Source organism: Brevundimonas sp., from assembly GCF_013823285.1.
In the GTDB taxonomy this organism is placed as follows: domain Bacteria; phylum Pseudomonadota; class Alphaproteobacteria; order Caulobacterales; family Caulobacteraceae; genus Brevundimonas.
On the sequence record NZ_PNLV01000077.1, the window covers coordinates 1 to 12,782 of the forward strand.

Here is a 12,782-nt window from a genome sequence, read left to right on the forward strand (position 1 = left end):
TCCGTCGCCGGGGCGGGCTCGGCGGGCATGCAGCTGATGCACAGAAAGGCCAGGGCGGCGGCGGGGATCCAGGGCTTCATGGGCGCTCCGTTCAGGTCCGCTGCACTTAGCGCACGCGCGGGCGGATCGTTCAACGGCGCCGGCTTTAGAGCCGCGTTAACCCTCGGGGGGCATGGTCGTCAGCAAGTTTCGGGCCACACGGCCCGGGGTGAGCACTACGCGACAGGGGCGACGCCGTGATCGGGCAAAGGCTGGAGATCAGACAGGGCCAGGGGCTGGTCATCACGCCCCAGCTGCAGCAGGCCATCAAGCTTCTGCAACTGTCCAACCTCGAGCTGGACGCCTTCGTCGAGGCGGAGCTGGAGCGCAATCCCCTGCTGCTGCGCGACGAGGGCGAGACCGACCCCGAGGAGCGCCGCGACGTCGATGCGCCTGTCGAGGCCGCCGACGACCGCGACACCTCCGAACGGGACCTGACCGAAGGCTCCGCCCGCGACGCCGAAGGCGCCATGGACGCCCGCGACGATGATCTGTACGGCGACGCCGCCCCGGGCGAGCGCAGCGGCGACCGCGCCGCCGACGAGGCCGGCCAGCCCGGCCTGTCCGAATGGTCTTCCGCCGGCAAGGGCGGCGGCCAGCCGGCGGGCGAGGGCTCCGACGACCGCCCCGACCGGCGCGAACAGACCCTGTGGGAGCACCTGCTGGACCAGGCCGCCGTGGCCGGCTTCAGCCCCGCCGACCACGCGGTGGCCCAGGCCCTGATCGACATGACCGACGAGGGCGGCTACCTGCGCGGCGACCTGAACGAGGTGGCCGACCGGCTGGGCTGCGGCATGGACAAGGTGGAGGCCGTGCTGGCCGTCTGCCACGGCTTCGAGCCCACCGGCGTCATGGCCCGCTCCGCCCCCGAATGCCTCAAGCTGCAGCTGGTCGAGCGCAACCGCTTCGATCCGGCCATGGCCTGCCTGCTGGACAATCTGGAGCTTCTGGCCCGCCGCGACATGGCGGCGCTGAAGCGCGCCTGCGGCGTCGACGATGAAGACCTCCGGGAGATGATCACCGAGCTGAAGGCCCTGACGCCCCGGCCCGGCGCGGCCTTCGGCGGCGAGCCGGCCCAGACCGTGGTGCCCGACGTCTTCGTGCGCCCCGACCCGGCGGGCGGCTGGCGGGTCGAGCTGAACGGCGACACCCTGCCGCGGCTTCTGGTGGACAAGCGCTACCACGGCCTGGTCTCCGGCGGTGCGCGCGGCGAGGAGGAGAAGACCTTCGTGGCCGACTGCGCGGCCCAGGCCAACTGGCTGGTGAAAAGCCTCGATCAGCGCGCCAGGACCATCCTCAAGGTGTCGTCGGAAATCGTGCGCCAGCAGGACGCCTTCCTGGCCTTCGGGGTCGAGTTCCTGCGGCCCCTGAACCTCAAGACCGTGGCCGACGCCATCGGCATGCACGAATCCACCGTCAGCCGTGTCACCTCCAACAAATATGTGGCCACCCCGCGCGGGGTGTTCGAGCTGAAATTCTTCTTCACCGCCTCCATCGCCGCCACCGACGGGGGCGCGGCCCATTCGGCCGAAGCCATCCGCCACCGGATCAAGTCCATGATCGACAACGAGGGCCGCGACGGCGACGTGCTCAGCGACGACCGCATTGTCGACATCCTCAAGGAAGCCGGTGTCGACATCGCCCGCCGCACCGTCGCCAAGTACCGCGAGGCCCTGCGGATTCCCTCGTCGGTGGAGCGCCGGCGCATGTTGAAGTCGGCCTGAACCCCGCCGCTTTCACACCCGCGTGAGCGGGGCGCGAAAACCCCTGTTCGGCTTGACACCAAACGCGCACGGGCGCGTTCTTGGCCTATGCAGATTCAAGTCAGTGGCAAGCACGTGGATGTCGGCGACGCGTTAGGCTCGCGCATCTCCCAGGAACTTGAAGACGGGATCGGAAAATACTTCGAACGCGGCGGAGAGAACGCCGAGGTCGTGGTCTCCCGCGATGGACACCAGTTCAAGGTCGACTGCTGGGTCCGGCTCGCTTCGGGCCAGACCCTTGTGACCCATGGCCTCGGCGGCGACGCCCATGCCGCCTTTTCCGAGTCGCTGGGCAAGCTCGAAAAGCGGGTCCGACGCTACAAGCGCCGCCTCAAGGACCACCACGCCGGCCCGCGCGGCCTTTCGCCCGAGCAGCAGGAGAACGCCGCCCGCGAGGTGGCCTCCCTGACGGTATTCCGCGACCCCGACACGGTCGAGGATGAGGAATTCGGCGAGGCCGGCGCCCCCGGTGACGCCCCGGCCGCCATGGTCATCGCCGAAAGCCAGTCCGAAATCCGCACCCTCACCGTGGGGCGCGCCGTGCTCGAACTGGACCTCACCGGCTACCCCGTCATGCTGTTCCGCAACGCGGGCCACGGCGGCATTTCCGTGGTCTACCGACGACCGGACGGGAACATCGGCTGGATCGATCCGGAGCGGACCCAGCCTTCACGGAACGGTCAGGGTTCCTGAGTTATAGCTTCCCCCTGCGGACTTAAGCGTCTAAAGGGGCGCCGCCTTCCGGCAAGAGTTAACAGTGTTTCGGGGTTATGATGGACATCGGTGAATTGCTCGCGCGGGACGGCATCGTCACGCGCAGCGGGGCGTCGTCCAAGCGGCAGGCCCTGAACATGGTGGCCGACGCCGCCGCCCCGATCCTCGGAATCGATCAGGCCCGGGTGCTTGAGGCGCTGATGGAACGCGAGGCCCTCGGCTCCACCGGCCTGGGCGGCGGCGTGGCCGCGCCCCATGCGCGGCTGGCAGGTCTGGACCGGGTCGTGGGCGTCTTTGTGCGTCTGGATCATCCGGTGGCGTTCGACGCGGTGGATGACCGGCCGGTGGACCTGCTGTTCGGCCTGTTCGCCCCGCCGGAATCCGGCGCAGAGCATCTGCGCGCCCTGGCGGCGGTGTCCCGCCTGCTGCGCTCGTCGGAAATGCGCGAACAGCTGCGCAAGGCGCGCACCACGGACGCAATTAACGCCCTGTTCGTGCGCGAAACCCCTGTTCAGGCGGCCTGATCAGAAACCTGAGCCTGATCTGTTGAGGTGGAATCGCTTCGCGATTCCGCCGACGCCGTGAATCACGGCTCTCGCATTATGCTGGATCGAAATCTGAGCCCGGTTTGGCGGACTCCGCCCGAACCGATTTCGGTCCAGGGCGTGTACTCATAAAATCGCCGACGCCACGGGTCGTCTCCATGCCGAACGTCAGGATCCTGTAGCGGGCTCGAAGGAGGCACGGGGCTCGGTCCGACACCGGCTCGGCAAGCAAGCCGCGAAGCGAACGCCATCTAAGCCGTTGTGCCCCCTAATATCTGAAGCGCAACTGATTGCGGACTCGGACTGGCGATCAACGTAGGGGTACTGGACAGCAACCGCCGAGAGGACTTTCCAGTGATGTCGAGCGCCGGAACGAATGCGACCCCTCTGGATGTTCTCGTCATCGGAGGAGGGCAGGCCGGACTGGCGACGGCCTATTATCTACGCCGGGCTGGATTGAAATATCAGGTCCTGGACGCGGCTGCTGGGCCGGGCGGAGCATGGAGCCATGGCTGGGAGTCGCTGCGGCTCTTCTCACCCAGCAGCTGGAGCTCGCTTCCGGGCTGGCCGATGCCGACAAAGCCGGGCGTTGACTATCCGACCCGCGACGACGTCGTCGAATACCTGACCGCCTATGAACGCCGGTATCAGTTTCCCATCGAGCGACCGGTCACGGCCCTGGCAGTCAATGCCCTTGAAGGAGGGATGGAGGTCGTCACCGACCGAGGTCTCCACAGAGCGAAGATGATCGTCAGCGCAACGGGGACCTGGAGCCATCCCTTCATTCCGGAATACCCCGGTCGCTCGGATTTCGTCGGTCTGCAGATGCACTCCGCCCACTATGAGTCCCCGAAGCGCTTCGCTGGCAAACGCGTCATCGTGGTTGGGGGCGGGAATTCTGGAGCCCAGATCATGGCGGAGATTTCTTTGGTGGCCGATGCGACTTGGGTCACTGTCGCCGAACCGCTGTTTCTGCCTGATGACGTTGATGGCAGGGTTCTGTTTCAGCGGGCCACTGACCGCTGGAAAGCCCAGAGAGAGGGGCGCGCCGTGGATGCCCCAATTGGCGGTCTGGGCGATATTGTAGCCATCCCCAGCGTCAGGGCCGCCCGGGCGCGGGGCGCCTTGAACAGCAGGCGGCCATTTGAGGCTTTCAGCGCCCAAGGCGTCAGGTGGTCGGACGGAGAATACGAGCAAATAGACGCAGTGATCTGGTGTACCGGGTTCCGCCCCGCTCTCGACCACCTGCTCTCGCTCGGCGTCGTAGAAGCAGATGGCCGGGTCGCGGTCGAGAACAACCGTTCAATCCGACAACCCCGGCTTTGGCTCATGGGCTACGGTGATTGGACCGGGGCTGCGTCAGCGACCATCGTCGGAGTGACCCGGACCGCCAGAGAAATGGTGGGCCAAATTCAGCAAGCTCTCCAGCCGGTATAGCTCGCCTCATCCGGCCATGTCCGCTTCCCACCCATCGCGACGCTACGGGGCGTCTGCCGCTCGGCAGGCCGCCCTGCGCCACTATGAGGACATGACCTAGTGGACTGAAACCGGCGCCAGCTCGTGCGCCACGGCGGCGGCGAAGGCGGTCTCGCGGTCGATCATCACCGCCAGCCGCTCGCCGTCCGCGCCATGCACGGCGTACAGGGTCTGGTCGGGCTCAAGATCCAGACCCCGGATGTCGTCCACCCGCGCGTCGGCCAGCACATCGGCGGCCTTGATTTCGCGCACATAGACCAGGTCCGGCGCGCCCAGGGCGGTGAAATCGTCTTTGGTCATGACCGGGGTCATGGGGAATCTCCTTCGGTAAGGGAACGCCCGGACGGGCGCGCGGTTCGACGCGCGGCGGCCGTCCGGCGAAAAGAATGCGGCTCAGCCCGAGGTGATCGGAATGCGCTTGATGGTTTCGGCCCGCTCGGGACGCTTCATGTCCACGTGCAAAAGGCCGTGCTCCAGCGCCGCGCCGGTGACCTCCAGCCCGTCGGCCAGAACATAGCTGCGCACGAACCCGCGCGCGGCGATGCCCCGGTGCAGATAGGCGTTGTCGGTCTTGCCTGCATCCTCGCGCTTTCCGGCGATGGTCAGCTGGCGGCCTTCCAGAGTCACGGTCAGGTCGTCCGGGGTGAACCCGGCCACCGCCAGGCTGATCCGCACGCCGTCCGGCCCCCGGTCCTCGACATTGTAGGGCGGATAGCCTTCCGCCGCCGCCTTGGCGGCCCGGTCATCAGGGCCCGGGTCTGGTCGAAGCCCAGCAGAAAGGGGCTGTCGAACAACAGGGTTCGCGTCGTCATTCCAGTCCTCGCAACAAGCGACTGTCTGCCGGTCCGCGCCCTCCCGTGATCGGCGAGGACGCCCGGCGTCTCCGTTCAGATAGGAAACCCGCTCGCCGGGATCAATGCTTGTCCCGCCGTGCGTCCAGCGACCACCGCCCGGCGCCGTAGGTGGCGAGGATCAGGCCGACGAAGATCAGGATCGCGGGCGGGAACAGGCCCCGGGCGTCCGCCCCGCCGCCCCACAGCAGCCCCACCGCCACCATGAAGTTGAGGCTGAGTAGCAAGCCCGCCCAGCGGGTCAGCACCCCGGGGATCAGGGCCAGCCCGATCGCGAACTGGACCCAGACCGAAACCGGCGCGGCGATGGCGGGCAAGGGGCAGTTGAGACCGGCCAGAAACGCCTCGAACTCGGCCATGCGGGCGGCGGAGGTGATGTTGTCCCACACGCCCTGGATCAGGAACCCGCCCACATACAGCCTCAGGGCCAGCATGGCGGCGGGCTGCAGGGCGTTCAGGCGGCTGATGTCGATCATGGCGGGGTCCCTCCCGCCGGCATCAGCCGACAGGTCCGGGCCTGCGTCAAGACGCCGGATCAGGTGGCCGCGAACTCGCTCAGGGCGTCCATGACGGCGCGGTTCTGGTCCTCGGTCCCCACGGTGATGCGCAGGGAGTCGTGCAGGCCGTAGCCCCCGACCGGGCGAACGATGATGCCCCTGGAGTTCAGATAGTCGCTGGCCGCCTTCGCCCGGTCCGCGTCCTTGAACCGCACCAGCACGAAATTGCCGGCGCTGGGCGGGACCTCGAAGCCGAAGCCCTTGATGGCCTGGGTCAGGCGCGGCCGCCAGGTCTGGACCAGCTCGCGCGAGGCCTTCACGTGCGCCTCGTCGGCCAGGGCCGCCACCGCGGCCTCGATGCCGGGCACCGAGACATTGAACGGCAGGCGGATGCGGTCCACCGCCTCGGCCACATGCAGCGGCGCATAGCCGAAGCCGACCCGCAGGCCCGCGAGGCCATGAATCTTCGAGAAGGTGCGCGTCACCACCAGATTGGCGCTGTCCTTCGCCAGCGGGAAGGCCGTGGCCCAGTCGGGCTCGGTCACATATTCCGCATAGGCCTCGTCCACCACCAGCAGCACCGACGACGGCAGTTCCGCGTGCAGCCGCTCGATCTCCTCGGCCGCGTTCCACGATCCGGTGGGGTTCGACGGGTTGGACACATAGACGATGCGCGTGCGCTCATCGACCTGCTCCAGCAGGGCGTCCACCTCGGCCTTGAGTTTGGGCTCGGGCGCCGACTTGACCTCGGCCTGGTTGGCCAGGGCCGAGATGCGATAGGCGAGAAAGCCGTACTGGCCGGTGACGATGTTGTCGCCGGGCGTCAGATAGGTCTGGTTCAGAAGGGCGAACACCTCGTCCGAACCGTTGCCGAAGATCAGGCGCTCGGGCTCCAGGTCATGATGCTTCGCCACCGCCTCGCGCAGCCTCGCGGCCCGACCGTCGGGATACAGGGCCAGATTCTTGATCGCCGCCTCATAGGCCTCACGGGCCAGCGACCCGGCGCCCAGGGCGTTCTCGTTGGAGGACAGCTTCATGGGCTCGGCCACCCCGTCCACCTTCGACTTGCCGCCCACATAGGGGGCGATGTCGAGAATCCCGGTCTTGGGGGCGGGTCCGATCGGCGCGGCGCCCTTGTCGGTGTCGGTCATCTGCGTCTTCCCTGTCGAATGTTCAGAACACCGGGGCGGCGCCGATCACGCCGCTCAGTCGTCCGGTGGGGGCGATCAGGCGCCCGTCGTCGGGCTGCACATAGCCCGCCAGCATGAACAGCTTCAAGCCGCCCGCGGTCTCCAGCGGCGTTCCCGCCAGACCCCGCTGGGCCAGAAGGTCGGTGATCTTGGCCTCATCGCCCGGCGCCTCCACCACCCAGAAGGTGCGGTCCTCGCCGGTGGGGCCGATCTCTTCGCCCGACACCACCAGCGCCAGCGGACGGCCCGAGGCGTCGTCGGGCAGGGCCGCCGTCACCTTCAGATCCGGCTGGGCCAGCAGCCGCGCCCACCATGGCGTCGTCCGTCCCAGATCCAGCACCGCCCGGCCGCCCTCGCGCGCGGCCTTGAGCGCCGCATCCGGATCGTGGGCCGAGCGCACGCTGTGCCCGTAGCGGTCCGCCGCCAGCAGCGCCGACAGGGGGCCCCAGACGCTGACCGGCCCGGCGCACCGCGCCTCCAGCCGGCTCCACAGCACCCGCACCAGATCCCGCGGCAGGTCGCCGGACTCCTTCAGCACGGCGCGCAGGGCGATCACCGCCTCATCGCGCGACCGGGGCCCCTCGGCCGCCACCCGGGCGGACAGGGCCGCCAGCAGCGTCCGGTCCAGATTGCGCGTGGCGGGCATCAGAACAGCTCGGGCGCGGGCGCCAGGTTGAACGGCCCCATCCACGCCCGGCCGTCGCGGAACTCCACCTCCAGCTCCACGTCGCCGGTCAGGACCTCGGTCGCCCCGGCCGCCGCCGCCGCGCCCACCGTGGCGGTGCGGTTCACCGTGTCGGACCGGGACAGGCCGGTCAGGGCCGGCGCCGCCCGGTCTGCCGACAGCCGCAGCGTCCCCACCAGCCGCCCATCCTCGTCCGCGCGCAGCTCGTCCGATAGCAGCCGCGCGGCGCTGTCGCCCGCCTGCATCTCGCCGCGCACGTCCAGGAACCGTCCCCCCGAGGCGGTCCACGCCGCCAGCAGGGTGGGCGCGTCCGGCCCGCTCAGGCCCTGGAAATTCTCCACCACCGTCTCGGCCTGCAGGCTGAACAGCCCGTCCCGGCTCATGAAGGCGATGGGCCCGCCGTCGCGCCCGGTGGCGTCGATCAGCCGGAACAGCACATCCACATTGCGCCGCGACGCCGGCAGGGCCGTCTGCACCACCTCACCCGTCGCCTCCCGCGCCCGTCCGGGCCGCAGATAGAATTCGATCCGCTCCGCCCGCGCCAGCGGGAAGGGCTCGGCCCCCGGGTGGGCGGTGAACACCGGCTCCAGCACCTCCAGCGCCAGATTGGGGAAGGACTGGGTCAGGCCGCTGGCCGAGGCGCGGATCACCGGCGCGTCCACCGCCACCTTGCCCTTGTCGCCCCGGGTCAGCACCAGCCCGTCGCCCGCAATCACCACCCAGCGGTCGGGCCGATAGGCGTTGGCCTCGGCGGTCAGGCGCGGCGCGGCGATCTCGTGCCCCGAGGGCGCGGTCAGCCGCACATGGTCACTCTCCAGCCGGGTGCGGAACGGCCAGCCGGTCAGCGTGGGCTCGGCATAGACCACCTCCCAGCCCTGGGCGCGCAGGCCCTCGGCGGCCAGGTCCAGCCGCTCGCGCACCTGCTGCGACAGCCAGAACCACCACGCGGTCCAAACGACCAGAACGATCAGGACGATGGCGAACGGAATGATCAGGGGCGCATAGCGCGCGCGGGCTTGGGTCATGCGCTCTCCGTTAGCTTGGAGAGAGGAACGCGCCAACCGTCTCGATGGCTTCCACCAGTCCCATTCTCTGCACCTCGGCCCCCGGCGGCAGGCCCGCGAACAGCCGCGTCGGGCTGGCGGCGTCCAGCATCACGAACACGCCACGATCGTCGGCCCGGCGGATCAGGCGGCCGAACGCCTGGCTGACCCGGCCCCGGGCGATGGCGTCGTCATAGCCGCGCCCGCCGAAGGTCTCGCGCCGCGCCTTGTGCAGCAGGTCCGGGCGGGGCCACGGCGCCCGGTCGAACACCAGAATCCGCAGCGACCGCCCCGGCACGTCCACCCCGTCCCTGACGGCGTCCGTCCCCAGCAGGCACGAGTCCTCCTCGGCCCGGAACACGTCCACCAGCCCGCCCACCTCCAGCGGGTCCATGTGCTGGGCGTAGAGCGGGATGCCGGCCCGCGCCAGATCCGGCCCCAGCCGCTCATAGACCGCCTTCAGCCGCCGGATGGCGGTGAACAGGCCCAGCCCCCCGCCGCCCGCCCCCAGGAACAGCTCGCGCATGGCCGCCGCGATCTGGCGCGGATCGTCGCGGGCCACATCGTTCACGACGATCACCCGGCTGTTGGCCGCATAGTCGAACGGGCTCTCCACCTTCAGGGTCCGGGGCCGCTCCGCCAGCCGGGCCGAGCCGGTGCGCATGCGCGCCATGTCGAACGGATCGTCCGCCATGGGGTCCGACAGGGTGGCCGAGGTCACCAGCACCCCGTGCGCCGGGGCGATCACCGCCGCCTCCAGCGGAATGGTCGGATCGATCCAGTGCCGCCGCAGGGCCACGTCATGGATGCGGCCGAAAGCCACCTCCGCGCTCAGCCAGTCCACGAAGTCCGGGTCCGGCGCCGCGTCCCCGTCCTCCAGCGCCGCCAGCATGGCGCGCCAGCCGGGCAGGGTCATGCGCGCGCGCCGCTCCAGCCCCCGCAGCGCCCCCTCGATGCGCGCCCGCGCCCCGCCGTCCAGCTCCGCCGCCTCGTCGTCCAGAATGTCCTCAAGGTGCCGGGCCAGCGCCAGCAGGGGCGCCTCCACCGCCGCCAGCGCCCGCGCCGCCCCCCGCGCCGCCTCGATCACCGGGTCGGTGGAGGGGCGCACCGCGCACTCCATGCCGAACTCGCCGCCGCCATAGGTCGCCGCCTCGGACGTGCGCGCCCGCAGCTGCACCAGCGCGGCGGCCAGAAAGATCTCGATGGGGCCGATGGGGTTCACCTCGCCCGACGGCGGCGCGATCCGCCCCGAGGCGCCTTCCCCCGGCAGCTGCGCCGCCGCCCGCACCGCATCGGTCAGCGCCTGCCGCGCGGCCTCGGAGTCCGCCACCAGATCGCCCAGTCTCTGTTCCAGCCCCCGCCCGCGCCGTCCGCGCCCCTCCGGCCCCCGGATCCAGCGCCGCAGCTCCGCCGCCTCCTGCCCCGACAGACAGGCGGAAAAGGCGCTGTCCGCCGCGTCGAACAGATGGTGCCCCTCGTCGAACACCACCCGCTTCAGGGCGGCGGTCTCGCTGTCGCCCTTGATGCCCCGCGCCGCCCGCGCCCCGTCGAACGCCGCCTGGCTCATCACCAGCGCATGGTTGGCCACCACCAGATCGGCCCGGCGGCTGGCGCGGATGGTCTTCTCCACGAAACACATGCGGTAGTGGGGACAGGCCGCGTGCACGCACTCCCCGCGCCGGTCCACCAGATTGGCCGCCCCCGCCTGCTGCGCCGGGGCCACGGCGAACAGGCCGGGCAGCCAGCCGGGGAAGTCCCCGCCGGTCATGTCCCCGTCGCGGCTGTGCATGACCCAGCGCGCGGTCAGGGCCGCCCCGATCAGGTCCCCGTTCCCCAGCTGCGCCCCCTGCACCATCTCCTGCAGGTTCAGCAGGCACAGGTAATTCTCGCGCCCCTTGCGCACCACCGCCTTGACCCGCCGCACCTCCGGGTCGGGCCAGATGGCGTGGCTCTCCCGGTCGATCTGGCGCTGCAGGGCGCGGGTGTAGGTGGACACCCACGCCGCCCCCTGATTGCGCTCGGCCCACAGGGAGGCGGCGGCCAGATAGCCCAGGGTCTTGCCCGTCCCCGTCCCCGCCTCGGCCAGCAGCACCCGGGGCCGCCCCTCCTCGTTGCGGGGCGAAAAGGCGAAGGCCGCCTCGGCCGCATAGTCCGACTGGGTCGGCCGCGTCTCGTCCAGCCCGGACGCCTCCAGCAGCTTGGCCAGACGGATGCGCGCGGACTCCGAATCCACCGGCGCCGAGCCCGCCTCCCCGCGCGGCGCCTCGTCCTCCCATTCGGTCAGGCGCGACCAGACGTCGAGGCCCGAGCCCCGGTACTGCCGGTCCCGGATCGGCTGCGACTTGAGGGCCGTCAGCACCCGCGGCGCCCAGGCCCAGCCCGCTTTCTCCAGCGTCTCGGCCAGGGTGACCGCCGCCTCGCGCCCCGGCCAGGCCGGATCGGTCATTTCCTTCAGCAGGCTCTCCGCCGCCTCGCGCAAAGCCGCGGCCTGCTCCGGCGCGGTCTTCGGCGCCTCGCGCCCCAGCGCCAGCGCCAGCCCCGTGGGCGACGGCGCGCAGAATTCAGCCGGCCGCACAAACGCAAAGAGTTCCAGCACATCCATCAGTTTCGGCGACCGCCCCGGCGGCGTCAGCCCCAGCCGCCGCGCTGTCAGGCTGGCGTGGGCCAGCAGCACCGCCCCCCCGGTGAACAGCCCCTCGGCCGCCCCCCGCCCGACAGCCCGCGCCCCCGCCTCATCCGCCACGGCGCCCGCCCCCGGCGGAACCGCCAGCGCCGGCGGCAGATCCCGCCACGCGGCGGGCGCGTCGGTCTGGATGGAGGGGGTGTGGAGGGCGGTGGTCACCGGTGTTTCATAGCCGGGAGGCGGCGGAAACGAAACCGGAACGTGCCACCGACTTCAGCTAAAGGCCGCGCGCCCATGAGCACTTGAGTACTGCTCTAAAGCGCAGTTATCTGCCCCACAAACCCCGATAGAGACAGGCTGGCCTATGACGATGTAGGGTGATGTTTCCGGCGCACACTTTCACACCGAAAGTGAAATTTTCATCGGCTGCCCTGTGCGGGCAAGCGATCACACCGCAAGAGCGGTTGCTCGTGCCACATAATCGAGCTTTTGTCAAGCCCTGCGGGCATTGACAAGTGGGACCTTGTCCCACTGATAAGCGTTGTTCGGGTGACGAACATTTGGTTTTGAAAGGAGGACAATATGGCTACGCTGAATTTGACCTTCTTTGGTCTAAACAAGCCCAAGCCGCCCAAGCCCGCCGTGTCGGCCTCCGTTAGGGATGGCCTTGATAAGGCTTTTAAGGGCCGCACCGAGCCAACCGAAATCCTGCGAAGTGAATATCGCCGGTATACCGCCATCAAGAATAAGCGCGCGGCTTAGCCCTGCCGTTTGATATGGAAACGGTAGTCGGCCGGCCGTTGGCTGACGATTGTCCGCTTCACAAGTTTCAATGCGGTGAGGATCTTATCGACCAGTGGGCCAAGAAGAAGGCCCTTGTCGGGCATTCGCGCTTCAAGGCGCGGGTGATGACTTTTCATGCGGGTGAGGACCCTGAGCCTTTAGGGCTCTATTCCCTGACCTTGGTCCTGGAGAGCGAAAAGGAAATTCGCAAAACCAGAGATGTTACGAGGTGGACGAGGGATGGGCTCTTCCCAGCTCTTCACCTTGAGTACCTCGGAGTTTGCAGAAAGGCTCAGGGGCAGGGCTTAGGGACGTTCATGATGATGGATGTGATTGCTGGTTTTCGGCAGATCGCCGAGAAAGCGGGGGTTCCCATTCTCACGCTACGTCCTCTCAACCCCCAGCTAACCCCCTATTATGAAAAGCGGAATTTCATCTGCTACGGCGTATCGGGCGGTATGATGATGAGCAATGAAACTGCAATTCGCTTGACCGACGGCGGCGAGCCTTGAGCTCGTAGGGCGACAAGAAACAGGCTTGCTTGGCCAGAGCATTGGCTCCGGCCAAGCGTCA

Annotated in this window: 12 protein-coding genes and 1 pseudogene; 6 read left to right on the forward strand and 7 right to left on the reverse strand. The window is 69.1% G+C overall.

Annotated elements, in window-relative coordinates:
- The first annotated feature begins 236 nt into the window (after positions 1-236).
- The 4 genes from rpoN to C0461_RS10825 all read left to right on the forward strand — a co-directional run bounded on the left by rpoN (position 237) and on the right by C0461_RS10825 (position 4,498).
- Positions 237-1,763, forward strand: coding sequence for an RNA polymerase factor sigma-54 (gene rpoN / locus C0461_RS10810; protein ID WP_292106758.1), 1,527 nt, complete (start codon positions 237-239; stop codon positions 1,761-1,763).
- A gap of 87 nt (positions 1,764-1,850) precedes the next feature.
- The gene (gene raiA, locus C0461_RS10815) at positions 1,851-2,495 is read left to right on the forward strand and encodes a ribosome-associated translation inhibitor RaiA (protein ID WP_292106761.1); all 645 of its coding nucleotides are present in this window, start codon (positions 1,851-1,853) and stop codon (positions 2,493-2,495) included.
- Between the two features lie 80 nt (positions 2,496-2,575).
- Positions 2,576-3,040: a PTS sugar transporter subunit IIA gene (locus C0461_RS10820; protein ID WP_292106764.1), complete on the forward strand. Its 465-nt coding sequence runs from the start codon at positions 2,576-2,578 to the stop codon at positions 3,038-3,040.
- Between the two features lie 378 nt (positions 3,041-3,418).
- Positions 3,419-4,498 (forward strand): ArsO family NAD(P)H-dependent flavin-containing monooxygenase, encoded by a 1,080-nt coding sequence (locus C0461_RS10825; RefSeq protein ID WP_292106786.1) that lies wholly within the window; start codon positions 3,419-3,421, stop codon positions 4,496-4,498.
- A gap of 96 nt (positions 4,499-4,594) precedes the next feature.
- Here the strand turns inward: C0461_RS10825 and C0461_RS10830 are convergent, their stop codons facing one another.
- From C0461_RS10830 to C0461_RS10860, 7 genes and pseudogenes are all read right to left on the reverse strand, one after another.
- On the reverse strand, positions 4,595-4,849 hold the full coding sequence (locus tag C0461_RS10830) for a DUF1150 family protein (protein WP_021695910.1): 255 nt from the start codon (positions 4,847-4,849) through the stop codon (positions 4,595-4,597).
- 81 nt (positions 4,850-4,930) lie between these two features.
- Positions 4,931-5,349 (reverse strand): annotated as a pseudogene (locus tag C0461_RS10835) (Hsp20 family protein).
- Between the two features lie 101 nt (positions 5,350-5,450).
- Positions 5,451-5,864, reverse strand: coding sequence for a DoxX family protein (locus tag C0461_RS10840; protein ID WP_292106769.1), 414 nt, complete (start codon positions 5,862-5,864; stop codon positions 5,451-5,453).
- A gap of 59 nt (positions 5,865-5,923) precedes the next feature.
- Positions 5,924-7,036: a histidinol-phosphate transaminase gene (hisC, locus tag C0461_RS10845; protein ID WP_292106772.1), complete on the reverse strand. Its 1,113-nt coding sequence runs from the start codon at positions 7,034-7,036 to the stop codon at positions 5,924-5,926.
- 22 nt (positions 7,037-7,058) lie between these two features.
- Positions 7,059-7,721 (reverse strand): hypothetical protein, encoded by a 663-nt coding sequence (locus C0461_RS10850; protein WP_292106774.1) that lies wholly within the window; start codon positions 7,719-7,721, stop codon positions 7,059-7,061.
- Positions 7,721-8,785: a DUF2125 domain-containing protein gene (locus C0461_RS10855; protein ID WP_292106775.1), complete on the reverse strand. Its 1,065-nt coding sequence runs from the start codon at positions 8,783-8,785 to the stop codon at positions 7,721-7,723. The genes C0461_RS10850 and C0461_RS10855 overlap by 1 nt, the downstream gene beginning before the upstream one ends.
- 10 nt (positions 8,786-8,795) lie before the next feature.
- The gene (locus tag C0461_RS10860) at positions 8,796-11,645 is read right to left on the reverse strand and encodes an ATP-dependent DNA helicase (protein WP_292106777.1); all 2,850 of its coding nucleotides are present in this window, start codon (positions 11,643-11,645) and stop codon (positions 8,796-8,798) included.
- A gap of 363 nt (positions 11,646-12,008) precedes the next feature.
- Here C0461_RS10860 and C0461_RS10865 point away from each other — a divergent pair, with 363 nt between their 5' ends.
- A complete protein-coding gene (locus tag C0461_RS10865) occupies positions 12,009-12,188 on the forward strand; it encodes a hypothetical protein (protein WP_292106780.1) in 180 nt (59 codons plus the stop codon).
- A 14-nt stretch (positions 12,189-12,202) separates the two neighbouring features.
- Positions 12,203-12,721: a GNAT family N-acetyltransferase gene (locus C0461_RS10870; protein ID WP_292106783.1), complete on the forward strand. Its 519-nt coding sequence runs from the start codon at positions 12,203-12,205 to the stop codon at positions 12,719-12,721.
- Positions 12,722-12,782 lie beyond the last annotated feature (61 nt).